The organism is Cryobacterium sinapicolor, from assembly GCF_004403465.1.
GTDB classification, from domain to species: Bacteria; Actinomycetota; Actinomycetes; order Actinomycetales; family Microbacteriaceae; genus Cryobacterium; species Cryobacterium sinapicolor.
Genome location: NZ_SOGQ01000055.1, coordinates 14,815 through 39,649 on the forward strand (window position 1 = coordinate 14,815; position 24,835 = coordinate 39,649).

Here is a 24,835-nt window from a genome sequence, read left to right on the forward strand (position 1 = left end):
TGTAAATGTCGAATCTTCGGGGAATACGCCGGGCGTGCCGCAAGTTGATCACTGTGCCGAGCCAATGACGCGAGGTGCAGTTTGCTATTCCGCCGGGATTGTTGGAAACTATGCCCGCCGAAATCCTTTCTCGGCGTAACTGAATGGATGGGTATGGCAACCGATTACGACGCACCACGGAAGACCGAAGACGACTCCGAGTCGATTGAGGCCCTCAAGGAGCGCGTACCCGACAAGATGTCCGGAGTCGTAGATGTCGACGACTCGGACAACCCCGGTGGTTTCGACCTTCCCGGCGCCGATCTGTCCGACCTCGACCTCGATGTCGTCGTTCTGCCTCCGCAGGCCGACGAGTTCACCTGCGTGGAGTGTTTCCTCGTGAAGCACCGCTCGCAGATGTCGCACGAGACCAAGCTCGGCCCGGTTTGCCTGGAGTGCGACTCCTAAACGCGCTCAATCATGTGATGCTGGCCGTCGTGATCCATTGATCGCGGCGGCCAATTTCTGTGGGTGGCGCGTCGAGACGAGCCAGTACGGCGCAGGGTCGGTCGCATCCACGATCGGGATCCGCACGACGGGCCGAATCCAGCCGCGGATGAGCAGCCAGGCCCGGGCGTCGAGCCGTTGGCCGCGTTCCAGAACTGCCTCGTCTCCGTCGAAGGGTTGAACCTCGCCGACCAGATCGGTCGAAATGCTCGCCCGACCGGCGGTGAGCTCACCGTCCCGCACCTGCACCACGGGGGCAGAGAGCAGCAGCGCCAGGACGCAGGCTGCATACAGACCGGCGGCCAGCAGCACCCCGGCCAGCATCGAAATCGGTGCGAACACGAGGATGCTGGCAGGGATGATGAGCGCAGTGGCGACATAGGGTGCTGGAGAGGCCCAGAGTTTTTCGCGATATTCAGGCATGGGTCTATTCGATCAGACTTCTGCACTAGCCTCGACACGTGGCAGAAAGCGTCGAAGTCCTGATAACCGCGTCCATACTCCCGAGCTACGCGCACCCGGGTGACGCGGGAGCGGACCTCCATTCGTCCCAGGCGCTGGTCCTGGCGCCCGGCGAACGCGCACTGGTTGGGACGGGTGTTTCGATCGCACTGCCTGACGGATTCGCGGCCTTCGTCGTGCCCCGGAGCGGCCTCGCGTTCAAGCACGGCATCACGATCGTGAACGCGCCGGGAACCGTCGACGCCGGGTACCGCGGTGAGATCAAGGTCACGCTGCTCAACACCGACCAGACCACGCCCTACGCGATCGCGGTCGGGGACCGGATCGCCCAGATCATCATCATGCCCGTCAGTCGGGCCACGTTCATCCCCGTGGATCGGCTGCCCGGCAGTCAACGCGGAGAAGGCGGGTTCGGGTCCACCGGCCTGAGCCGGCACATCAGCACGGGCACCTCAACGTCAGGAGACAACCAGTGAGCGACACCGCGAACCCGGAGGAGATCCCGGACGAGACGGCCAAGTCGGCGCCGGACGACCGCGCGACAGAGGGCCCTCTCGACGAAGCCGAAGCCAACCCGGTGCGACCCTACGTCGACCTCGGCGGCGTCAAGATCCTTCCGCGTGAGGGACTCCATCTACGGCTGGAGATCGAAGAGGGCAGCAAGCGCGTCGTGGCCATCGGACTCGACTACGCCGGCTCCACCCTGCAGGTGCAGCCGTTCGCCGCGCCCCGCTCCAGTGGCTTGTGGCACGAGATCCGCGCGCAGATCGCCGACCAGATCGGCAAGCAGGGCGGAACGACGACCCTGCGTGAAGGCCCGTTCGGCCCCGAACTGGTGGCGGAGATCCCCGTGGCCGCAGGCCAGGGAGCAGACGGAGTCAGCCGGCTGGCCCGGTTCATCGGCGTCGACGGCCCGCGCTGGTTTCTGCGCGGTGTGATCGCCGGAGAAGGTGCCGTCAACGTCGACGCCGCGACCGAGATCGAAGACCTCTTCCGCAGCATCGTCGTGGTGCGCGGATCCGCCCCGATGCCGCCGCGGGACCTCATTCCGCTCCGGATGCCGGCCACCCCCGCGAATGCGGCTGAGCCGGGCAAGTCCTGAAATCGACCGGATGACGGACGCACCGCTACCCGATGAGGCCCGCCAGCCCGACTCTTCAGAGATCGCGGCGGACTCTCCCGTGCCCGGCGCTTTCGCCGACGGTATGGCGGCCGCGGCCCGGCGGGCGGGCTTCACGCCGGCTGCAGAGGGGGAGCCGATCAGCGGGCGCGCCCTACTGGCTGCGATGGGCGGCATCCGTGGCCTGGTCGAGGCCGTGCTGCCCGGACTGGTCTTCCTGATCACCTACACCTTCACCCGGCAACTTTTCCCCGAGCAGTCGCTGGTTCTGTCGCTGGTCGTGCCGGTGCTGATCGGCGTTGTCTTCATCGTGCTGCGCCGGATCAGCCGCCAAACCGTGACGCCCGCCGTCGGCGGCCTGGCCGCCCTGATCGCCAGCGCCGTGCTCGCCCTGTTCACCGGCCGGGCCGAAGACTTCTTCCTGCCCGGTTTTTGGACCAACGGCCTCTACGGTGGGGCCCTGTTGCTCTCGGCGCTCGTGGGCTGGCCGCTCATCGGGCTGGCCGTCGGATTCCTGATGGGCGAGGGGATCGCCTGGCGGTCGAACCCGTCCAGGCGTCGGGTCCTGACCATCCTCACGTTTTGTTGGGCGGGCCTGTTCGCCCTGCGCCTGGCCGTTCAGCTTCCCCTCTACTACTCCGGCAACGTGGAGTGGCTCGGTGCCGCCAAGCTCCTGATGGGGATCCCGCTCTACGCCCCGCTGCTTGTGATCTCGTGGCTGGTGGTCCGGGCCGTCTACCGTGCCGACGGCGCCCAGACCAACGGCGCCGCGGCTCACCGGCCCGAATAAAGATTCCCGGGATTCCGCGACACCGCCCGAAAGAAAACGTGGGAAACGCCGGGGCACCGCTATAGTTATCTCTACGTCAAGATAGTTCGGCGTTGGACATCGACCACACGTTGCATCCGCCAATTAGGTAACCCTTACTGGCAGGCGTAGGCGTCCGGTCGTCAGGATTGAGGATTGCGGACGGTTTCGCCGTCGGTTTCCACGAAGGAGAGGGCATCGTGTCGGCGCTTAATAATGCGGTCGTAAACAGTTTTGGAGCCAAGGACACCCTGCGGGTCGGGTCGACGGACTATGAGGTCTTCCGTCTCGACGCGGTCACGGGCTACGAAAAGCTCCCGTTCAGCCTGAAGGTGCTGTTGGAGAATCTCCTCCGCACCGAAGACGGTGCCAACATCACCGAGGCCCATATTCGTGCTCTGGGGGAATGGGTTCCCACGGCGGAACCCGACACCGAGATCCAATTCACGCCCGGACGCGTGGTCATGCAGGACTTCACCGGCGTGCCGTGCATCGTCGACCTCGCCACCATGCGCGAGGCCGTCGCTGAGCTCGGTGGCGACCCGAAGAAGATCAACCCGCTGGCCCCGGCCGAGCTGGTCATCGACCACTCCGTCATTGCCGACCTGTTCGGCACCGCGGATGCCCTCGAGCGCAACGTGGAGATCGAGTACGAGCGCAACGGCGAGCGGTACCAGTTCCTGCGCTGGGGCCAGACCGCGTTCAACGACTTCAAGGTCGTGCCCCCAGGAACCGGCATCGTGCACCAGGTCAACCTGGAATACCTGGCCCGGGTCACGATGACCCGCGAAGTGAACGGTGTGCTGCAGGCCTACCCCGACACCTGCGTCGGCACCGACTCGCACACGACCATGGTCAATGGCCTGGGCGTGCTCGCCTGGGGCGTGGGTGGCATCGAGGCGGAGGCCGCCATGCTCGGCCAGTCCATCTCGATGCTCATCCCCAAGGTGGTCGGCTTCAAGCTCAACGGCTCGATCCCGACCGGCGTCACCGCGACGGATGTCGTGCTCACCATCACCGAAATCCTGCGCAAGCACGGCGTCGTCGGTAAGTTCGTCGAGTTCTATGGTGCGGGCGTCACCCAGGTTCCGCTGGCCAACCGCGCCACCATCGGCAACATGAGCCCAGAGTTCGGCTCGACGGCCGCCATGTTCCCGATCGACGACGTCACCCTCGACTACCTGCGCCTCACCGGCCGCACGGACGATCAGGTCGCACTCGTCGAGGCGTACGCCAAGTTGCAGGGTCTCTGGCACGACGCCGACAAGGAGCCCGTCTTCAGCGAGTACCTCGAGCTCGACCTCGGGACCGTCGTGCCGTCGATCGCCGGCCCGAAGCGTCCGCAAGACCGCGTCATCCTCACCGAGGCGAAGTCGCAGTTCGAACGGGACCTGCAGAGCTACGCGACGCAGGACTGGACCATCGTGGACGCGGCCGTCGAGGCATCCTTCCCGGCATCAGACCCCATCGGCTTCACCGCCGAGGACAAGAACCTCGACCACAAGGTCTCGCACAACCACGTGAGCCACGCTCCGATCAGTGTTTCGCGGCCCGTCGCGATCACCACGGAGGGCGGCGAGAACTACACGCTCGACCACGGAGCGGTCGCCGTCGCGGCCATCACCTCGTGCACGAACACGTCCAACCCGTCGGTCATGCTTGCCGCGGGCCTGCTCGCCCGCAACGCCGTCAAAAAGGGCCTGACGAGCAAGCCGTGGGTCAAGACCACCCTGGCTCCGGGCTCGAAGGTCGTCACCGACTACTACGAGAAGGCCGGCCTCACCGGGGACCTGGAGGCCCTCGGCTTCTACACCGTCGGCTACGGCTGCACGGTCTGTATCGGCAACACGGGTCCGCTCATCGACGAGGTCACGGCCGCGATCAACGACAACGACCTGGCCGTCACCGCGGTGCTCTCGGGCAACCGCAACTTCGAGGGCCGGATCAGCCCCGACGTGAAGATGAACTACCTGGCCAGCCCGCCGCTGGTCATCGCCTACGCCCTCGCCGGCTCGATGAACTTCGACTTCGAGACGGATGCGCTCGGTATCGGCAGCGACGGCAACGAAGTGTTCCTCAAGGACATCTGGCCTGACTCCGCCGAGGTGCAGGCCACGATCGACAGCTCGATCGACACCGGCATGTTCACGAAACAGTACGGCCACGTCTTCGAGGGCGACGAACGCTGGCGCGGCCTGCCCACGCCGGCCAGCGAGGTCTTCGAGTGGGACCCCGAGTCCACCTATGTGCGCAAGCCCCCGTACTTCGACGGCATGACCATGGAGACCACTCCGGTGGTCGACATCGTGGGTGCCCGTGTGCTCGCCAAACTGGGCGACTCGGTCACGACCGACCACATCAGCCCAGCCGGTTCGATCAAGGCCGACAGCCCCGCCGGCGCCTACCTGCTGGAGCACGGCGTCGAACGCGGCGACTTCAACTCCTACGGCTCGCGTCGCGGCAACCACGAGATTATGATCCGCGGCACCTTCGCGAACATCCGTCTCCGCAACCAGTTGCTGGACGGCGTCGAGGGTGGCTACACCCGCGACTTCACTGTCGACGGGGCTCCGCAGGCGTTCATCTACGATGCTTCGCAGAACTACCAGACCGCCGGAACGCCGCTGGTCATCTTCGGAGGCAAGGAGTACGGCTCGGGTTCGTCTCGTGACTGGGCCGCGAAGGGCACCAGCCTCCTCGGGGTGAAGGCCGTCATCACGGAGAGCTTCGAGCGCATCCACCGCTCGAACCTGATCGGGATGGGCGTCGTTCCGCTGCAGTTCCCGGCCGGCGAGAGCTGGGCGTCGCTCGGACTGGACGGCACGGAGGTCGTCACGATCGAAGGTCTCGTCGAGCTGAACAACGGGGTCACCCCGAAGACGGTACGTGTCACGGCGGCGCCGAGTGCGCAGTCCGCGGCCGGCAAGGCGACGGTCGAGTTCGACGCGGTCGTGCGCATCGACACGCCGGGTGAGGCTGACTACTACCGCAACGGCGGCATCCTGCAGTACGTCCTGCGTTCGCTGGTCGCCTAGCACCCAGCAGCCTCTCGGCTGGCTGGTGAAACCGGCGCGTAGACTCGGCCTGACCGAATCTATGCGCCGGTTTCCTGGTGGCGGATAGCGCAATATGAAAGGTGTTATCGATGGCGCTACTGGACACGATCTCCGGGCCGAGAGATCTGGATCGCCTTTCGACGGAGCAGCTGGTCCAGCTTGCTGCCGAAGTGCGGGCCTTTCTCGTGCGGGAGATATCCAAGACCGGCGGGCACCTCGGGCCCAACCTCGGCGTGGTCGAGCTGACCATCGCGATGCACCGGGTCTTCGAGTCGCCGCGCGACGCCATCGTCTTCGACACCGGGCACCAGGCCTACGTGCACAAGCTGCTCACCGGTCGCCAGGACTTCAGCCTCCTGCGCCAGACCGGCGGTCTGGCCGGCTACCCGCAACGCCGGGAGTCCGAGCACGACATCGTGGAGAGTTCCCACGCCTCCAGCTCACTGTCCTGGGCCGACGGCATCTCGCGCGCCTTCGAGATGACCGGCCAGAGCGACCGCCACGTGATCGCGGTCGTCGGCGACGGTTCCCTGACCGGCGGCATGACCTGGGAGGCCCTCAATAACATCAGCGACGACAACACCCGTCGCCTGATCATCATCGTGAACGACAACGGCCGCTCGTATGCGCCCACCATCGGCGGCATGGCCCGCTTTCTCAACACCGTCCGCACCCGCCAGGCGTACCACAGCGCCTATCTGACCAGCCGTGAGGCCTTCGAACGGATGGGCGCTCCCGCCCGAGCGTTCTTCCGTGGTGTGCGCGGTGGCATGCACGGCTTCCTCGCCCGCTTCTCCAACAACGAGGCGCTCTACTCCAACCTCGACATCAAGTACATCGGCCCGGTCGACGGCCACGACATGGAGGCGATGGTCGAGGCGCTCCGGCAGGCCAAGGGATACGGCGCGCCGGTGATCGTGCACGCGATCACCCAGAAGGGCAAGGGATACGACCCGGCCGTTCAGGACACCGCCGACCAGTTCCACGCGGTCGGCCAGATCGACCCGGAAACGGGGGAGTCCACCGAATCCGCCGGCGCACCCTCCTGGACGTCGGTCTTCGCCGATGAGCTGCTGCGCCTCGCCATTCTCGAACCGAAGATCGTCGGCATCACCGCGGCCATGCTCCGCCCCACCGGCCTGCACAAGATGGCCGAGCAGTTCCCCAGCCGGGTGCACGACGTGGGCATCGCCGAGCAGCACGCCGTCACCAGTGCCGCCGGCCTCGCCTTCGGCGGCCTGCACCCGGTTGTCGCGCTCTACGCCACCTTCATCAACCGGGCGTTCGATCAGGTCCTGATGGATGTCGCCCTGCACAAGGCCGGCGTCACGTTCGTGCTCGACCGGGCCGGGGTGACCGGGCCCGACGGCCCCAGCCACCACGGAATCTGGGATCTGGCGATCCTTCAGGTCGTCCCCGGGATCCGCCTCGCGGCCCCCCGGGACTCGGTGCGCCTGTGCGAGGAGCTCGGGGAGGCTGTGGCCGTCGATGACGCGCCCACCGTGCTGCGGTTCCCGAAGGGCAGCGTGAGCGCCCCGATCGATGCCGTGCGGCGCCTGGACGACGGGGTCGACGTGCTTCTGGAGTCGACCCAGAAGGACGTGCTGATCGTCACCGTCGGGCCGATGGCCTCGACGGGCCTCGATGTGGCCGGGCGGCTCGCCGCCCAGGGCATCGGAGCCACCGTCGTCGACCCACGTTGGGTCGTACCGGTGCCGCGGAGCATCGTGTCGCTGGCGGCGGAATACCGCATCGTCGTGAGCATCGAGGACGGCATCCGGGTCGGCGGCGTCGGCACCCGCATCCGTCAGGATCTGCGCGAAGCCGGCGTGGACACGGCGGTCACCGAGCTGGGACTCCCGGACGAGTTCCTCGACCACGGCACCCGTGCGGAGATCCTCGAGCGCGTCGGGCTGACCCCGCAGCGCATCGCCCGCGATGTCGTCGCGATGGTGCTCGGCAGCAAGATCCCACACGCGCGGCCCCTGCCCGCGGACCATGCCGACACCGCCACCGGCAGCATCCCGGCCAGCCACAAGCTCGAGTAGCGTACACCGAACCAATTCGACGGAGATTTTGATCGAAAACCGCTTTTTCAGAGGTTTCAGGGCCGATTGCGGCAGAATCTCCGTCAAATTCGTTCAGTGTGGAGCCCCCGAGCCGTGACTTCGGCTCCCTGATCCTGATGAAAAAGGAGCCGAAGTCCCGGCTTGCGGGTGGATGCGGTCAGTCGCCCACAGTCGTCGCGGTGGTGCGGGCAACGGGGAGGGCCTCGGCACCGACGCCGCGGATCGCCGGGGTGTGGAACGTGCCCTGGAACACCCGTTCGCTCGCTCCGACGCGGTCGAGGTACGGGGTGATCCCGCCCATCTGGAACGGCCAGTTGGCGCCCAGGATCATGCACAGGTCGATGTCTTCGGCGGCGTGTACGACACCGTCGTCCAGCATCCGCTTGATTTCATCGGCGAGGCCGTCCTCGACCCGACGCAGGATCTGCTCGGCCGTCATCGGGGTCTGGCCGCCCGCGACAATCTTGACGGCACCCTTGTCGAAGCCCTTGATTTTGCCCTTGGCGTCGCGCTCCAGAATGGTGCCGTACTCGGCCAGCTTGTGCAGGTTCGCACTCTCGAAGAACCGGTCCGGGAACGCGGCGTGGTGGGTGTCGAGAACGTGCGCGCCGACCTTCAGGCCCACGAGCTCGAGCAGCTCGAACGGGGTCATCGGCATCCCGAACTTGGCCAGTGAGCCGTCGACGACGTCGAACGGGGTGCCGGTGTCGACGGCGTGCATGGCCTCACCCAGCAGTTTCGCCAGGAGGCGGTTGACCACGAACCCGGGTGTGTCCCGGGTGATGACCGCGTTCTTGCGCAGCTTGGCGGCCACGACCATCGCCGTCGAGAGAGTGGCGTCATTGGTCTGGGGGGTGTTCACGACCTCGATCAGCGGCATGATCGCCACCGGGTTGAAGAAGTGGAAGCCGACGAGGCGTTCGGGGTGGGCTAGTTTGGCACCGATCTGCTCGACCGAGAGGGATGAGGTGTTGGTGGCCAGGATGGCGTCGGGCGAGATGTGTTTCTCGATCTCGGCGAAGACATCCTGCTTCACCCCGAGTTTCTCGAAGACGGCCTCGATCACCCAGTCCGCGTCTGCGAACTGTGACTTGTCGGTGGTCCCCGTGACGAGGGCTCGGAGCCGGTTCGCCTCGTCGGGGGAGATGCGCTTCTTGGTCTCCAGGGTGAGGATCTCGCCGTGGATGTACGCGACACCCTTATCGACCCGGGCCTGGTCGAGGTCCGTTATGACCACGGGCACGCGCAGGCGACGAACGAAGAGCAGGGCGAACTGGCTGGCCATCAGGCCGGCGCCGATCACGCCCACCTTCTTGATCGGCCGCGCCAGGGCCTTGTCCGGCGCTCCGGCCGGCCGTTTGGCGCGCTTCTGCACCAGGTTGAAGGCGTAGATGCTGGCCTGCAGCTGGTCACCGGCGATGAGTTCGGCTAGGGAATCGTCCTCCCTTTCGAACCCCTCCTGGCGGGTGCCGCTCTTGGCTGCTTTGAGCAGGTCGAGGGCGATATAGGGCGACCGGGCGACGGTGCCGATGCGGTTCTCCAGCATCTTGCGGGCGACGCCCACTGCCACGTCCCACTTCACGAGCCGCTCGACCTTCCCCGGCGCATGGGGCCTCGCAACCTTGGTCTTTCCGGAGACCACGCCGTCCGCCCACTGGATGGACTGTTCGAGGAACCGGGCCGAGGCGAACTGCACGTCGGCAATGCCCAGTTCCATCGCGTCCGCAGCCTTGAGCACGCGGTGCTTCAGCGGGTTCTCAATGATCACCTTGAGCGCGCTTTCGATGCCGATCAGGTTGGGCAGTAGATAGGAGCCGCCCCAGCCCGGGATGAGCCCGAGGGAGACCTCAGGCAACGCGATCGCCGGCACGGTCTCGTCCACGGTGCGGTAGTCGGCGTTAAGAGCGATCTCGAGCCCGCCTCCCAGCGCCAGCCCGTTGATGAAAACGAAGGAGGGCACGCCCAGGTCCGCCTGCTTGCCGAGAGCGTAGTGGCCCAGCTGCGCCAGCAACTTGCCCGACGCGAGCGACGGGATCTCGCTGACCTTGCTCAGGTCGGCGCCGGCAGCGAGGATAAACGGCTTGCCGGTGACGGCGACACCGTGGATGTCGCCGAGAGCGGCGCGCTCCCGGAGGAGGTCCATCGTCATGGCGAACTCGAGCAGGGTGATGGGGCCGAGTGTGTTCGGGCGGGTGTGGTCCCGGCCGTTGTCGAGGGTGACGAGCGCCAGGGTCTTTCCGTCGGACAGGGGAACATCGCGCACGTAGGAGTGCGTGACGACCTCGTCGGCCGACAGCTCGACCAGCGGGGTGAAATCGAGTGCGGAGTAGTTGCTCATCGCTTGCTTGCCTTCCGGTTGAAGTTCGGGTTCTCCCAAATGACGGTGCCGCCCTGGCCGAGGCCGATGCACATGGCGGTGAGACCATAGCGGACCTCCGGGTGCTCGCTGAACTGTCGTGCGAGCTGGTTCATCAGGCGCACGCCGGAGGAGGCGAGCGGATGCCCGATGGCGATCGCGCCGCCGTATTCGTTCACACGCGGGTCCTCGTCGTCGATGCCGAAGTGGTCGAGGAACGAGATGACCTGCACGGCGAAGGCCTCGTTGAGTTCGAACAGGCCGATGTCGGTGATGCTGAGGCCTGCCTTGCGCAGCGCCTTCTCGGTGGACGGGACCGGGCCGAGGCCCATGACCTCCGGTTCGACGCCGGCGAAGGCGAAGCTGACCATCTTCATCTTGACGGTGAGGCCGAGGTCCTTGGCGGCCTTGCCGCTGGCGAGGAGGCAGGCGCTGGCGCCGTCGTTGAGCCCGGACGCATTGCCGGCTGTGACACGGCCGTGGGGACGGAACGGCGTCTTGAGGGACGCGAGGCCCTCCATCGTGGTTTCGGGGCGGGGTGCCTCGTCGCGGGTCGCCAGACCCCACCCGGTGTCGCTACGGACCGCAACCGACACGAGATCAGGCTGGATCTTCTCGGCGGCATAGGCTGCAGCGACCTTCTGCTGGCTGCGCAGGGCGAACCGGTCGGACCGCTCCTTGGTGTACGTCGGGAACCGGTCGTGGATGCGCTCTGCGGTGGCACCCATATTCAGGGCGTCCTCACTGACCAGGCGCTCGGACAGGAAACGCGGATTGGGGTCGACTCCCGAACCCATCGGGTGGCGTCCCATGTGCTCGACGCCGCCGGCGATGGCGAGGTCGTAGGCTCCGAAGCCGATCCCCGCACCGAGAGTGGTGACGGCGGTCATGGCGCCGGCGCACATCCGGTCAATGGCGAATCCGGGCACCGACTTCGGCAACCCGGAAAGGAGTGCCGCCGTGCGACCCAGCGTGAGGCCCTGGTCACCGGTCTGGGTGGTGGCCGCGATGGCCACCTCGTCGATACGTTCCCCGGGGACCGACGGGTTGCGTTCCAGCAGTCCGATCATGGCCTTGACCACGAGATCATCTGCCCGGGTGTTCCAGTACATGCCCTTTTCACCGGCGCGTCCGAACGGGGTGCGAACCCCGTCCACAAACACGACTTCTGCTCTATCGGCCACTTTGCCTCCATCATCGATCGGGTGTCGGTCGATCCTAAAGGGGCTCTCGTGGAGGGTCGAATCCTTGGACGGTTCCTACGAATTCGATTCCGACGAGAGCTCGATCGTTTGGTGAACATCCACAAAGGCATCGGCGATCCGTTGTGCGGTCACTTCAATTTGCCAGGTGCGGGCGCCCAGGTGCGCGAGCGCCTCCCCGACGGATGCGGGGTCGACGTTCTCGGGCGGCGTCCACGCCACCCGGCGTACATAGTCCGGGGTGACGAGGTTCTCAATCGGGATGGCGAGTTCTTCTGAGACCTCGGTCAGGGCGGCGCGGGCGGCCTTGTAGCGCAGGTCAGCCTCGGGATTGCGGTCGGACCAGGCGCGCGGGGGCGGGAGCAGATCGCTGTTACCCCGCAGCGACGGCAGGTCCGTCGACGCCAGGCCCTTCAGGATGGCGCCCCACCAGCGGTCGAGTTCGGTGCGGCTGGCACGCCCGCTGAAATCCCGCAGGTCTGCCAGGGCCTGACGGGTCCCGGGCATGGCCCGTGCTGCCGCCGTCAGCGACGCGTCGGGGACAAGGCGGCCGGGGGAGACGTCCAGCTCCTGGGCTAATGCGTCGCGGGCCAGCCACAGTTCCCGGGCCACGGCGAGACCGCGTTGGCTTCGGATGGAGTGCACGCCGGAGAGGCGGCGCCAGGGCTCGGGGCCGAGGGGCTTGGCCTCTCGGGCCAGAACCGCGGCGAATTCCTGGGCGGCAATGTCGGTCTTGGAATCGGTAGCGAGCATGTCGACCATGCGGTCACGCAGATCGGGGAGCAGCTCCACGTCGAGTGCGCCGTACACCAGCCAGGCCTCCGGAAGCGGGCGGGTCGACCAGTTGGCGGCGGAGTGTTCCTTGGCCAGATGGATGCCCAGCAGTTCTTCCACCACCGTGCCGAGGCCAACCCGGGGGATTCCGAGCAGGCGAGCAGCCAGTTCCGTGTCGAAGATGTGCTGGGGGTCAAGTCCGACCTCGCGCAGGCAGGCAAGGTCCTGGCTCGCGGCGTGGAAGATCCACTCATCGTCCTGGAGAGCCTCGTTGAGTTCGTAAAAGTCGCCGATCGCGGGCGGATCGAATAGGAAGGTGCCAGCGTCGCGCCGATACATCTGGATCAGGTAGGCGCGCTGCGAGTAGGTGAAGCCGGAGGCTCGTTCCGCATCGATGCCGATCGGGCCCGTGCCCGCGCTGATGGCCGCGGTCGCCGCGAGGTAGGCGTCCCGCGTATCGATCACCTGATGATCAAGCACGTCCGGTTCGGCGTGTGGACAACATGCTGACTCCTTCGCCAGTGGGTGGAAGGCCTGCGAGCATGCAGAGCAGCTCACCCCATCCTTCGACGTGGGCGGCGAGATTGTGGTCCAGCGGCGTCCACGAGGCTCGCAATTCGATCTGCGCGCCATCGCCCTGCCTGGCAAGTTCGCCAAAGCCGGACGAGATAATCTTAGTCGCGGTGCCCGAGGCCGCGGTATACCGTGCCCCGTGGGCCTCGAGGGCGTCCACCAGCCACGACCAGGCCACGCCTGCGACGAATGGGTCGAGGCCGATGTCGGTCTCCAACGGGGCTTGGGCGAAGCAGACGACGCGGAAGGCACCGCCCCACGCCTCCGGCTCGGTCGGGTCGTACAGCAGGATGAAGCGTCCGGTCCCGAGGTCGGAGTCGCTGCCATGACGCACCGGGGTGACGTCGGCCGAGAAGGCGACGGCGTGAGGGGCGAGGTTTCCGGGGGCGGAAATCTCGTTAACCACAAGCTCCGTACGGATGCGGGCACGTGCGAAGGAGGCGCGGGCGGCGGCGAACTCCGGGGGGAGCGGTTCTTGTGTTACGGGCACGTGTGCAGACTAGAGTTTTTTTCGAGCGGAGTCGGTCAGGCACGCCGGACAGGGGAGGTAGTCATGCGTGACGGAACGGGTTCAGGGCGGCACGCGCGGCGATTTCTGGCGGTGACCGGGATCGCAGTAACCGGTGCGGCGGTAGTGCTCGGGGCCGCCGGCGGTGTTCTCGCGGCCGTGATGGCACGCCGGATCGTGACACCCACGTCAAAGCGCGCCGACGATGTGCGGATCCACTCCGTCGACCTCCCGGCGGGAATGATCACCCTGCAGTCGACGGCGGATTCCATTCTTCAGGGCGACTACAGTTTTTGGTTCTCGGGCGACGCAGGGCACGCCCACCTGGGTGAGATCCTGCGCCTTACGCCGACGAAGGTGACCCGGCGCATCCTGCGCGTCGATCACGGGGATCTGGCGGGGGCCGAGCGCGGCCGGTTGGGCGGTTATTCGTACCTCGGGCCCTGGGACCTCGGCCTCGCCTTCGAGGACGTGCTGGTCCCGACCACTGCCGGTGACGCGCCCGCCTGGCTGATTCCGGCGGAGGAGCCGGACGGCCGCTGGGTGATCCAGGTGCACGGGCGCGGGGTGCAACGCCAGGAGACGTTGCGGGCGGCGCCGGTCTTCCGGGACGCGGGTTTCACGTCCCTGCTCGTGTCCTATCGCAATGACGGGGAGGCGCCGCAGAGCGGTGACGGCCGGTATGCCCTCGGAGACGCGGAATGGCAGGACGTCGACGCGGCGATCGCGTTCGCCGTGCACCGCGGCGCGAGCGAGATCGTGCTGATGGGCTGGTCCATGGGCGGGGCGATCGTGCTGCAGACGGTGACGCGTTCCGCGCTGCGCGACCGGATCGTCGGTGTCGTGCTCGATTCGCCTGTGATCGACTGGGCGGATGTCGCCCGGTTCCACGGCGGCCTCCTCGGCCTGCCCGCGGTTGTCGCCAGCGGCGCCCTGGAAGTCTTGGGCCGGCGTTGGGGCGGGATCTTCACCGGGCAGACGGAACCGATCGACTTCGGACGCCTCGACTTCGTCACACGCGCCGCCGAACTCGAACTGCCGGTGCTGCTGATGCACAGCGACGACGACGGATTCGTGCCCGCGACCGGCTCCCGTGCCTTGGCAGGGTGCCGCCCCGACATCGTGACCTTCCTGCCCTTCGCAGTGGCGCGGCACACGAAGCTGTGGAACTACGACCGCGAGGGTTGGAACCAGGCCATCACGATCTGGTTGGCCGAGACCGCTCCCACCGCGCGTACGTCGCTCCCCGGTCGTCCAGGAGTAGTTGCCGCATCCTGAATCCGGTGCTCCCGGTCATGTTCGATTCGAGCAGCCCCCTGCCGCCGAGTACTACCTGCGGGCTCGTGGACAGGCAGAATTCGTCGACCAGGTCGGCGGCGAAGAACTGTCCGGCCAGCACCGGCCCGCCCTCGCAGACGATGCGGGGGAGGCCGAGTGTGCGGAGCGCCGCGAGAATGCCGGACGGTGCCAGGACGCCGTTCTCGTCGTCGAGCGGCACGACGGTCGCACGGGATCCGGACGCGGCGTCCTCGGCCCGGGCGACCGCTGAGCGCGGGCAGAGGATGTAGACGGACTGCCGGGGCGCGGAGTCTCGGCGCGCGGCTTCCGAGTGCGTGGACTGCTCGAGCCGATGCCCGGCGAGGTTGCCGCTGGAGGTGACGACGGCGAGGGCCGCCCGGGCCGGCACGACGTACCCCTCCGCACGGAGGCTGCCGGCACCGACGAGGACGACGTCAGCAAGTTCCCTGATCACGCCGAGGATCCGGCGATCCAGGCGGCTCGACAGCGAGTCCGAGGTGCCGTCGGACCCGGCCACGCCGCCGTTCAGGCTGGCGATCATGTTGACCCGCAGGTAAGCGTCCGGCGCCGGGGTGTAGCGCTGCAGCAGCCAGTCCCGGCTCGCCGGGTCCAGCCCGTCGACGCTCCGGGGCAGGTCCGCCGCATCGCCCTCGGCCTCCGGCTCCGGAAACACCCGGGTCAGGGTCACGCAGCGCCCTCGCGCAGGCGGCGCTTGGTGCGGGCGAGCATGGCCGTCATGCCGCGAATGCGAAGGGGAGACACCGCTTTCGTCAAACCGATCGTGTTCGGGTAGTCATCGGGCACGTCGAGCACTTCCTGGGTACTGAGGCCGTCCAAACCCTGGGCCAGGATCGAGGCGAAACCCCGGGTCGTCGGCGACTCCCGGGGCGCGGTCGCGTGGAGGTGAACTGCGGAATCGTCGTCCACCTCGACGAACATGAAGACCGGGGACTGGCATTCCACGACCCGCTCGAGCAGGTCCGGGTGCTCCGCGTAGCGCGGCGGAAGGGCCGGCAGCTCATCGGCGAACTCGAGCAGCAGGAGCAGCCGGTCGGGCTCCTCGAGTTCGAGGAAATCGTCACGGATCGCGGCCAGTTTAGGGGGTAGTTCGGTGGCAGTCATCGAGGATCATTCTGCCATGCACCGGCCGAGGGAGCCCGGAATCCGGGTCGGGCCGGCCGGATCAGCGCGGCTGCGGGGCGGTGCCCGGCTCCCTGCCCATCGCGATGGGCACGTGCACGGCGTTACCCCATTCGGTCCAGGACCCGTCGTAGTTGCGCACGCCGTCGAAGCCGAGCAGGTGCGTCAGCACGAACCAGGTGTGACTGGATCGCTCGCCGATCCGGCAGTAGGCGATGACGTCGTCACCGTCGGAAAGGCCGGCTTCGTCACGGTAGATGGCGTCCAGTTCCGTCCGGGAGCGGAAGGTGGCGTCTGGGGCGGCGGCGCGGGCCCACGGTACCGACGCCGCCGACGGGATGTGGCCGCCGCGAAGGGCGCCTTCTTCCGGGTAGGCCGGCATGTGGGTGCGTTCGCCGGTGTACTCCTCGGTGGAGCGCACGTCGATCAGCGGGTTCCCGAAGTGGGCGAGGACATCCTCGCGGAATGCGCGGATGGGGGAATCGTTGCGTTCGACGACCGGGTACGTGGCCGGGGTGACGACGGGCTTGTCCCGGGTGAGGTCGCGTTCCTCGGCCACCCACTTCTCCCGGCCGCCGTCGAGCAGGCGCACGTCGTCGTGGCCGAACAGGGTGAACACCCACAGGGCGTAGGCCGCCCACCAGTTGCTCTTGTCGCCGTAGATGACCACGGTGGTGTCGCGGGCGATGCCCTTGGCACCGAGCATGGCGGCGAAGGCGGCACCGTCGACGAAGTCACGCTCAACCGGGTCGTTGAGGTCGGTGTGCCAGTCGATCTTGACCGCTCCCGGAATGTGGCCGGTTTCGTAGAGGAGAACGTCCTCGTCGGATTCGACGACCATAAGGCCGGGTGTGCCGAGGTGCGCCTGCAGCCACTCGGTGCTGACCAGACGTTCGGGGTGGGCGTAGGCGGTGAACTTCGGTGCCGGATCGAGATCAACGGACATGGGGAAACCTCCTGGTGGCGTCGGATGGACACCGGAATCAAATGGTCGCGGTTTAGGCTGGATACCGGTCCGCGCTTTGAATCTACGCGGTATGGGTCCTGATCGCATTCGCGGTCGTTCTTCGACGATGATGCACCGACCGCGACTACCAGTCCGACACAGAAACCGGGTACTCCAGCATGGCTCCATACGCTCTCAGCCAGGTGCAACGATTGGCCGATCGCTCTCCGAGCATCACCGGGCCGGAGATCGTGGCGGAACTGGTTCCGCCGCCCCAGTTCGAGCACGCCTCCTTCGAGTCGTACCGACCCGACCTGAACTTTCCGTCGCAGCTCGAGGCCGTGGAGCGGCTGGGCACCTTCGCCGGGGCCTGGCTGCCCCAGAGGCCCAGCGGATTCTTCTCCCGCACCCGCAAGCCCAAGGCGGAGCTGCCGGGTATTTACCTGGACGGCGGCTTCGGCGTCGGCAAGACCCACCTGCTGGCTGCACTCTGGCATGCCGCCCCGGGACCGAAGTACTTCGGCACCTTCATCGAGTACACCGCCCTGGTGGGGGCGCTCGGCTACGCGGCCACCGTCAAGCAACTTTCCGGTGCCCGCCTGATCTGCATCGACGAGTTCGAACTCGACGACCCGGGCGACACCATGCTGATGACCCGGCTGCTGGGCGAGCTGGTGGCCTCGGGCACTCGAGTCGCCGCGACGTCGAACACGCCGCCGAACTCGCTGGGCGAGGGGCGGTTCGCCGCGATCGACTTCCTGCGCGAGATCCAGGCGATGTCCGCGAACTTCGAGATCGTGCGCATCGACGGCCTCGACTACCGCCGCCGCGACATCGAGGGCCATGCCATCGCCGTGCCCCGGGATGAGCTGGACCAGATGGTGCCCGCCCTGCTCGAACGCGGTTCGGCGGTGACCCGGGACGATTTCGGTGACCTGATCCGTCATCTGAGCACGGTGCATCCGTCGAAGTACATCAAGATGATTCACGGCATCGACGTCATCGCCCTCAACGATGTGTACTTGCTGACCGACCAGACGGATGCCCTCAGGCTGGTGGCCTTCATCGACCGGGTTTACGACGCGGAGATTCCGATCATCGCCAACGGGCAGCCACTGAACGAGGTCTTCGACGAGGAAATGCTCTCCGGTGGCTACCGCAAGAAGTACCAGCGCTCCCAGTCCCGGCTCGTGGCGCTGACCACAGGGGAGCTCCCGCCGCACGACTGAACCTCGACTGTTCGGGGACGGACGACCGCACAGCCCGCCGGAAACGCGATGTTAACACCCTCGCGTGGCGTGTAACGCGGTCGAAACATCCGCGCGCCCTCGCCGAAACCTGACAACTCCACACTGACTCTGTACCCGCCGAGACACGATCTTCCGCTCACCCTGTGCACGTCGACGGCAATCACTGTTTGTTAGAGAGAGGTAACCATATCCATGGTTGAACTGTCAGTCCTGTTGGACGCCACAACTGATGAAATAACCCTGAATCTCAATTCCCTGTGGCTTCTCGTCGCGGCCGCCCTCGTTCTCCTGATGACTCCCGGTGTTGCCTTCTTCTATGGCGGCATGGTCAAGGCCAAGAGCGTGATCAGCATGATGATGATGAGCTTCGGTGCCATGGGCGTCGTCGGAGTGCTGTGGGTGCTCTACGGCTACGGTCTGGTCTTCGGCCCGCCGCTGATCCCCGGCTTCCTCGGCAACCCGTCCGAGCTGCTCGGCCTGAGCGGACTGCTCGGCGCCGGTGAAGACGGCTCGCTCTCGCCCGACCTGAACGGGCTGGCGTTCGCCGGCTTCCAGGCCACCTTCGCCATCATCACCGTCGCGCTGATCTCCGGGGCGATCGCCGACCGTGCCAAGTTCGGCGCCTGGATCATCTTCGCCGCCGTGTGGTCGACCCTGGTGTACTTCCCGGTCGCGTACTGGGTCTTCAACCTCGCCGACGGGTGGGCTCCCGCCGCCCTCGGAGTCAACGACTTCGCCGGTGGAACCGCGGTGCACATCAACGCCGGTGCAGCAGCTCTGGCTCTCGCTCTGGTGCTCGGCAAGCGGGTCGGTTTCAAGAAGGGCATCTCCAAGCCCCACAACGTGCCGCTCACCCTCCTCGGCGCTTCGCTCCTCTGGTTCGGCTGGTTCGGTTTCAACGCCGGCTCCGAAGCCGCCGTCGACGGTGTCGCCGCCCTCGCCTGGATCAACACTCTCGTCGGTCCCGCCGCCGGTATCCTCGGCTGGCTGGTCGTCGAGAAGATCAAGGACGGCAAGCCCACCTCGATCGGTGCCGCATCGGGTGCCGTCGCCGGACTCGTCGCCGTCACCCCGGCCTGTAACATCCTGACCCCGTTCTGGGCGATCGTCCTCGGCCTCCTCGTCGGTGCGGTGTGCGCCGTTGCCGTCGATCTCAAGTTCAAGTGGGGCTTCGACGACTCGCTCGACGTGGTGGGCATCCACCTCATCGGCGGCATGATCGGAACGCTCTACATCGGCATCTTCGGTTCGGGCATCGGTCTCCTCGACACCGGGAGCCTGAACCAGCTCTGGGTGCAGTTCATCGCCGCCTTCGGCATCGCCGTCTTCTCCTTCGTGATGGCCTACGGCATCGGCTGGGTCATTCAGAAGACGATCGGTTTCCGCATCAACAACGAAGACGAGGTGGCCGGAGTGGACACCATCGTGCACGGGGAAGAGGGCTACGCGCTCGACGTCGTCTGACGACGCAGCAGTACCCAGCTCACCTGACCCAGCACGGGCGGTGGGGGCATCCGGTTCAGCGGATGATCCCACCGCCCTTTCGCATGCCGGCCCGTGCCGATCCGGGCCCGGCCTCTCAGCCCGGGGTGAACCTTGACGGCTAGGGAAGGCCGGGACACACTGGCGGAACCTGCGGGGGACCCGAACCTCCCAAGGAAAACCCCGCCAGACTCTCGGTGGCTGAGAGCTGGCGGGGTTCTGCCTTTCTCGGTGAGGCGGGAACTAGCCCGAGTAGGAACTATTCCATGTAGGACGAGCTCGATAGGGCCTTGGACTTCAGGGCGTCGAACTCGGCCGGAGTGATCGTTCCGGCATCGAGCAGGGCCTTCGCCCGGGTTATCTCCTCCGTGGCCCCGGAACCGGTTCCGGCGACGGTGCGGATGTACTGATCGGTCTGCGCCTGGTACTCCCTCGACTCCTTGGAGCTGCGTTCCGCCATGCCCTTGCCCCGGGCGATCACGTAGATGAGCACGGTGAGGAAGGGCACGAAGAACAGGGCGAGGAACCACACCGCCTTCGCCCAGCCACTGAGCTGCCGGTCACGGAACAGGTCGACGATGACGCCGAAGAGGGCGAAGAAATACGAAATGATCGCGAAGGTCCAGAAGAAGAACCAGATCGTTCCCCACAGGTTTTCCCAGAAGTCCATGGCACTTTCTCCTCATCTTCGGGCACTGCTGATTTCGAGCGTTGAGCGTCGACCACGCCACCACGTGACGTGTGCCACTGTCATACGTCCAGGTGGCCGAGCCACCCTCACCCGAAACGGATGAATTCGCTGGCTCGTGCCCATACTGTCGCCGGCCGACGGCACCGGGAGCTCTAGCCGAGGGGCAGGCCGAGAGCTAAGGTGTCGAGGCTGAGCGACCACCCCCGCGAACGGAGGACGTGCCTCAATGACCGTGCATCGGGTACCGGCTCAGATCGGGCTGCCGGGAACTGAACAGTCATCGGTAGCCCTGCCACCAGTAGCCCTGCCGCCCGTGCCGCCGGTGACACCGCCGGCAGTCCTACCGGTGCTCATCGCGGACGTCCCGGCTCCCTCGGCCATGGAGTTGGAGAGGCCCCGGCTCCACGATGCACTTCATCGTCTCAGTGATGGCGAGGTGCGTGCCGGCGAGGTGCGGGCCGGTGAGGTTCGTGCCGGTGAGGTTCGTGCGAGTGAGGTGCGCTGCGTCGGACTGTGGGCCGCCGCGGGCTCCGGCAAGACGACCCTGCTGGCCGCCTGGGCACGCCGCCTCCAGCGTGCGGGGGAACCGGTCACCTGGGTGCGCGCGCCGATGTCGGGGCAGGTCCGTCCCGCTGATGTCTGGCGGCAGGTCGGGGAGGTCAGGCAGGTCGGGGAGGGTGCGCTCGCCTCGGGGGTGTCAGGCGACGGGGTGACCAGGTACGTGTTCATCGACGAGCTGGACCGCGCCGAGGCGGATCGGCCGGGACTGCTGGGCGAGCTGGTCAGGTCGGCGCCAGGCGGCATCCGTCTCGTGGTCGCGGGGCGCACGTCGCCGGGCGTGGGGGTGACGCGACTGCGTGCCGCAGGCGCGCTGGTCGACGTGCCGCCGGCCGACCTCGCGTTCGATCGGACGGAGCTGACGGCGCTCGCCGCCAGGCAGCGTGTCCTCCTGACGGAAGAGGAGACGACGATCCTGCTGCAGCGCACCGCTGGTTGGGTGACCGGTCTCGCGCTGATCCTGCCGTTCCTGCGGGGGAGCGATGATCCCGCGCGGCTGGTGCGGGACTTCGACGGTGACCATCCCGCGGTGTCCGGTTTCCTCCGGTCGGAGGTCATCGCCGGTTGGGCTGACGGGGACGAGACCACGCTGCTCCGCGCGGCCGTCACGGCCGTCATCCCGGTCGACCTGGCCGTCGCGGTGACGAAACGAGCGGATGCCGGGGCGGTGCTGGATCGGCTGGCCGGGCCGGGCGCCCTGATCGTCAGGGAGAGCCGTGTCGAAACCGCGGGGTATCGCATCCACCCGGTCCTGCTGGCGCACCTGCAGGCCGAGGCGTGGCGACGGGACGCCGTGGCTGCGGCTGCTGCGCACGAGACCGCGGCCCGGTGGTTCGAGCGTCGTTCCGACGGAACTGACGCGCTCGAGCAGGCGCTCGCAGCCCGGTCGCCCGGCCTTGTCGACGAGATGCTCGACACTGTCGGTGTCGACCTCGTACTCCGGGGAACACCTGACCTGGTGCTCCGGGCCCTGGCCGAGCCGGCCGCGCTCGCCGAGAACTCTGGTTCACCCGTGGCGGCAACCCTGAGGCTGCTCCTGGACGCTCCGTACTTTCCCGATCGGGGGCGGGCGGGCCACCTGCTGGCGGGACTCACGGCGCCACTTCCCACCGGCGCCGGCACGGACGCCCGGGCTGTCGTGATCGAGGCGCTCACCGCCTTCTCCGCCGTCACGTCCGACGAGATCCGGAACGGCCTAGCCGGGCTCCTCGCCGCCCGCAACGCTCCAGGGCGTCGGGCAGACCTCGGCGTCGACCTGCTGGCTGCCACCGCGGAGGCTTGGTGCCGCGCCGGACTGGGCGAGGCGGCGCAGGCCGAAGCGGGACTGCGAATGGTGACTGTGGCCGCGCGGAATGCGGGCTACACGTGGCTGTTCCTGCTCGCCGGCGACCTCGCCGCCACGGCCGCTGCCCGCCGCGGAGACTGGGCCCGTGCCGGCCTCATCGACGATCAGCTGGCCCTGGCGACGGATGCCCAAGCGCATCCCGCATCGGGTGCCGGGACATCCGTGCCGGGGGTGCCGGTCGACCGCGCCGCGGCCCGCGCGTGGGTGGCTCTGCAAATCCGACGGTACGAACGCTGCGAGCCGATCGATCCGAGCGTGCTGGAGCGGCTGGTCAGGGCCGACCCGATGGTGGCCGATTCCGGGCTGACCGTGCCTGCCCAGGCCCTGCTCGCCCTGTCGGCGCTGGCGGCTGACCCGAGGCCGCGATCGGAGCTCGAGAGTCTGAACCGGCTGCTGCGCGAGAACGCCGTCGCGCAACCGCGTGTGCTGAGCCTCTGCTGCATTCCCTGGTTCGATCTGACCGGTGCTCTGGACGGGAGGACGGAGGCCCGGCGGGTCACACACCTGGTGGAGGCCGTATTGGGCGCGGACTCGCTGGAGGTTGTGCTGCTTCGCTCGATCGCCTACCCGCCGGCCCGGGGCCGCCACGGAGCCGGAGGTGCTCTGGAAGCCGCCGCGACATTGGCCAGCCGGTGCTGGCGTGGGTCGACGCTGGTGAGCGCGTGGATCGTGCTGGCCGGCATCGCCGAGGAGAACGCTCGACCTGCCGAGGCGGATGCCCGGCTGGTGCGGGCGCTGCGTCTGGCCGAGCAGCTGCGCGTCGAGAGGGTATTTCTGGCCGCGGGCGGGCTCGGGGTGGCGCTGCTCGTCGCACGGATCGGCCGGTTGGGGGACCTGGACGGGTTCGCGAGCCGGATTCTGACTCTGGCGGGGCGGTCGCCGGGGGAGACCCGCCCGGCTCAGGCCCCGGTCGCCCAGCTGACCGAGCGGGAGCGGGAACTGCTGCGCGAGCTGCCCTTCCACCAGTCCGTGGCGGACATCGCCCGCAAGCACAATGTCAGCCCGAATACCGTCAAAACGCACCTGCGCAACATCTATCAGAAGCTGGACGCCACCGACCGGGCCCGTGCCGTGGTCATCGCGCACGAGCGCGGCCTGCTCTGACCGGCACCCCCCGAAAGGGAATGGTTCCGCCGCACCCGGACCAGTAGGCTTCGAGGGTCTCGTGCCCGCGCGCGCTGCGCGGTGAGCCAGGCCACGCGCATGATCTTCGTGCCGGCGGAACGGAAGGACCCCATGTTCGAATTCCTGCTCAGCCCCATTCCCGGCCTCATCGCCCTGGGTATCGTCGTCTTCCTGATCGGCCTGATCTACGCCAAGACCGTGTACAAGAACGCGGGGCCGGACGAGGCTCTGGTGATCACCGGCAAGAAGTCGAAGAAGACCATCGTCGACGGCGCAACGATGGAGGAATCCGGGCAGCGCGTCGTGCACGGCCAGGGCGTGTTCATCACCCCGTTCTTCCAGAAGGCGTTCAAGATCAGCCTGCGGAGCCGGGCGATCGAGATCACGGCCGTCGCCCAAGACCAGAACGGCGTCACCCTCACCGTGGAAGCCGTCGCCATCGTGAAGGTCGGCGACGACCCGGCGGCCATCCGTGCCGCCGCGCAGCGGTTCCTCGGCCAGGACAAGAACATCGACGGTTTCGCTCAGGAGGTGCTGTCCGGTTCGCTGCGGTCCTCGATCGGTGGCACCAACGTGATGACCATCATCCAGAAGCGCGACGAGCTGGGCTCCTCCGTGCTGGCGACCGCCCGTGAGTCTCTGGCCAACCAGGGTGTCGACGTGGACTCCTTCGAGATCAAGGGCATCACCGACGAGAACGACTACATTCGCGACCTCGGCCGCGCCGAGCAGGCCAAGGTGCGCCGCCAGGCCGAGGTGGCCGAGCACCAGGCCAACCGGGAGGCCCAGGAGGCCGCCATCCTGGCCGAACAGGCCATCGCGGAGGCCCAGAACACGCTCGCACTGCGGAAGGCCGCGCTGCAGCTGGACACCGACAAGGCCGCCGCCGAAGCCGCCGCGGCCAAGCCACTGGCCGAGGCCAAGGCGCAGCAGGCCATCGTGCAGGAGCAGGAGCTCACCGCCCAGCGGCGAGCGTCGCTCCGCAAGGCCGAGTTGGAGTCCGAGGTCAACGCGATCGCCGACGCCGACGCGTACCGCATCCGGGTGACCGCCATAGCGGCCGCCGAGGCCGCCGTGGCTGGAGCGAACGCCGACCGTGACAGCCGGATCGCGAACGCAGAGGCTCTCCGTGCGGAGGGTCAGGCCGAGGCCGACGCCATCCTGGCCCGCGGTACCGCGGAGGCGACCGCCACACGGCTGTCGGCCGAGGCCGTCGCCGAGCAGAGCGAGGCGCTGATCCAGCTGCGCATGGTGGAGATGCTGCCCGAGATCGCCCGCGAGTTGGCCGCCCCGATGTCGAACATCGACAACCTGACGGTGATCTCCACGGATGGAGCCAGCCAGCTGACCAAGAACGTCGCCTCCGGTTTCACCGAGGTCGACGGGGTGCTCAAGTCGACCATGGGCCTCGGCATCCGGGAATTGCTCGGCAACCTCGTCGGCGGCGTCGCCGCCGGTGCCGCCGCGGCCACGACCGTCAAGCCGCAGGCGTCGCTCACGACCGCCCAGCAGGCCGACGTCGACCACGCCCTGGCCGCACCGGCCGTGGAGGCCTAGCGCGGCCCGAACGAATTCGACGGAGATT

The 24,835-nt window shown here is 67.4% G+C and carries 20 protein-coding genes; 11 read left to right on the forward strand and 9 right to left on the reverse strand.

Translation table 11 applies throughout. The annotated features are described in order from the left end of the window. The first annotated feature begins 153 nt into the window (after positions 1–153). Complete coding sequence (locus E3T28_RS10955; RefSeq protein ID WP_134363594.1) at positions 154–447, forward strand: DUF4193 domain-containing protein; 294 nt, start codon at positions 154–156, stop codon at positions 445–447. Between the two features lie 6 nt (positions 448–453). Here the strand turns inward: E3T28_RS10955 and E3T28_RS10960 are convergent, their stop codons facing one another. Next, positions 454–909, reverse strand: coding sequence for a DUF3093 domain-containing protein (locus tag E3T28_RS10960; protein ID WP_134430925.1), 456 nt, complete (start codon positions 907–909; stop codon positions 454–456). A gap of 38 nt (positions 910–947) precedes the next feature. Here E3T28_RS10960 and dut point away from each other — a divergent pair, with 38 nt between their 5' ends. The 5 genes from dut to dxs all read left to right on the forward strand — a co-directional run bounded on the left by dut (position 948) and on the right by dxs (position 7,980). Further along, entirely contained in the window at positions 948–1,424 is a 477-nt protein-coding gene (gene dut, locus E3T28_RS10965) for a dUTP diphosphatase (RefSeq protein WP_134430928.1), read from the forward strand. Further along, positions 1,421–2,050 (forward strand): DUF3710 domain-containing protein, encoded by a 630-nt coding sequence (locus E3T28_RS10970; RefSeq protein WP_241979296.1) that lies wholly within the window; start codon positions 1,421–1,423, stop codon positions 2,048–2,050. Before dut ends, E3T28_RS10970 begins: the two co-directional genes overlap by 4 nt. Positions 2,051–2,060: 10 nt before the next feature. Next, on the forward strand, positions 2,061–2,858 hold the full coding sequence (locus tag E3T28_RS10975; RefSeq protein ID WP_134430931.1) for a DUF3159 domain-containing protein: 798 nt from the start codon (positions 2,061–2,063) through the stop codon (positions 2,856–2,858). A 218-nt stretch (positions 2,859–3,076) separates the two neighbouring features. Then, positions 3,077–5,911, forward strand: coding sequence for an aconitate hydratase AcnA (gene acnA, locus E3T28_RS10980; RefSeq protein ID WP_134430934.1), 2,835 nt, complete (start codon positions 3,077–3,079; stop codon positions 5,909–5,911). Positions 5,912–6,021: 110 nt separating this feature from the next. Continuing rightward, complete coding sequence (dxs, locus tag E3T28_RS10985; protein WP_134430937.1) at positions 6,022–7,980, forward strand: 1-deoxy-D-xylulose-5-phosphate synthase; 1,959 nt, start codon at positions 6,022–6,024, stop codon at positions 7,978–7,980. A gap of 178 nt (positions 7,981–8,158) precedes the next feature. Here the strand turns inward: dxs and E3T28_RS10990 are convergent, their stop codons facing one another. From E3T28_RS10990 to E3T28_RS11005, 4 genes are all read right to left on the reverse strand, one after another. Next, positions 8,159–10,339: a 3-hydroxyacyl-CoA dehydrogenase NAD-binding domain-containing protein gene (locus tag E3T28_RS10990; RefSeq protein ID WP_134430940.1), complete on the reverse strand. Its 2,181-nt coding sequence runs from the start codon at positions 10,337–10,339 to the stop codon at positions 8,159–8,161. Further along, positions 10,336–11,541, reverse strand: a complete 1,206-nt coding sequence (locus E3T28_RS10995; protein ID WP_134430943.1) for a thiolase family protein — start codon at positions 11,539–11,541, stop codon at positions 10,336–10,338. The genes E3T28_RS10990 and E3T28_RS10995 overlap by 4 nt, the downstream gene beginning before the upstream one ends. Positions 11,542–11,616: 75 nt before the next feature. Next, positions 11,617–12,813 (reverse strand): HRDC domain-containing protein, encoded by a 1,197-nt coding sequence (locus E3T28_RS11000; protein WP_134430946.1) that lies wholly within the window; start codon positions 12,811–12,813, stop codon positions 11,617–11,619. After that, positions 12,806–13,396, reverse strand: coding sequence for a DUF3000 domain-containing protein (locus E3T28_RS11005; RefSeq protein ID WP_134430949.1), 591 nt, complete (start codon positions 13,394–13,396; stop codon positions 12,806–12,808). The genes E3T28_RS11000 and E3T28_RS11005 overlap by 8 nt, the downstream gene beginning before the upstream one ends. Before the next feature lie 63 nt (positions 13,397–13,459). On the opposite strand from E3T28_RS11005, the gene E3T28_RS11010 reads away from it, so the two are divergent. After that, positions 13,460–14,692: an alpha/beta hydrolase gene (locus tag E3T28_RS11010; protein ID WP_134430952.1), complete on the forward strand. Its 1,233-nt coding sequence runs from the start codon at positions 13,460–13,462 to the stop codon at positions 14,690–14,692. Here the strand turns inward: E3T28_RS11010 and E3T28_RS11015 are convergent. The 3 genes from E3T28_RS11015 to E3T28_RS11025 form a co-directional block, all read right to left on the reverse strand. Beyond that, a complete protein-coding gene (locus E3T28_RS11015; RefSeq protein WP_134430955.1) occupies positions 14,613–15,401 on the reverse strand; it encodes a dihydrofolate reductase family protein in 789 nt (262 codons plus the stop codon). The genes E3T28_RS11010 and E3T28_RS11015 overlap by 80 nt on opposite strands. Then, positions 15,398–15,835 carry a SufE family protein gene (locus E3T28_RS11020; RefSeq protein WP_134430958.1) on the reverse strand — a complete coding sequence of 146 codons (438 nt, stop codon included), beginning with the start codon at positions 15,833–15,835 and terminating at the stop codon, positions 15,398–15,400. The genes E3T28_RS11015 and E3T28_RS11020 overlap by 4 nt, the downstream gene beginning before the upstream one ends. A 61-nt stretch (positions 15,836–15,896) precedes the next feature. Beyond that, positions 15,897–16,799: a sulfurtransferase gene (locus tag E3T28_RS11025; protein WP_134430961.1), complete on the reverse strand. Its 903-nt coding sequence runs from the start codon at positions 16,797–16,799 to the stop codon at positions 15,897–15,899. Between the two features lie 179 nt (positions 16,800–16,978). Here E3T28_RS11025 and zapE point away from each other — a divergent pair, with 179 nt between their 5' ends. Next, positions 16,979–18,028, forward strand: coding sequence for a cell division protein ZapE (gene zapE / locus E3T28_RS11030; protein ID WP_134430964.1), 1,050 nt, complete (start codon positions 16,979–16,981; stop codon positions 18,026–18,028). A 213-nt stretch (positions 18,029–18,241) separates the two neighbouring features. Continuing rightward, positions 18,242–19,513, forward strand: a complete 1,272-nt coding sequence (locus tag E3T28_RS11035; RefSeq protein ID WP_134430967.1) for an ammonium transporter — start codon at positions 18,242–18,244, stop codon at positions 19,511–19,513. Between the two features lie 277 nt (positions 19,514–19,790). On the opposite strand, the gene E3T28_RS11040 is transcribed toward E3T28_RS11035, so the two are convergent. Then, positions 19,791–20,201: a PLDc N-terminal domain-containing protein gene (locus tag E3T28_RS11040; RefSeq protein ID WP_134430970.1), complete on the reverse strand. Its 411-nt coding sequence runs from the start codon at positions 20,199–20,201 to the stop codon at positions 19,791–19,793. A 247-nt stretch (positions 20,202–20,448) separates the two neighbouring features. Here E3T28_RS11040 and E3T28_RS11045 point away from each other — a divergent pair, with 247 nt between their 5' ends. Continuing rightward, positions 20,449–23,229 carry a helix-turn-helix transcriptional regulator gene (locus tag E3T28_RS11045; RefSeq protein WP_134430973.1) on the forward strand — a complete coding sequence of 927 codons (2,781 nt, stop codon included), beginning with the start codon at positions 20,449–20,451 and terminating at the stop codon, positions 23,227–23,229. Positions 23,230–23,328: 99 nt separating this feature from the next. Beyond that, positions 23,329–24,807, forward strand: coding sequence for a flotillin family protein (locus tag E3T28_RS11050; protein ID WP_134430975.1), 1,479 nt, complete (start codon positions 23,329–23,331; stop codon positions 24,805–24,807). Positions 24,808–24,835: the final 28 nt, after the last annotated feature.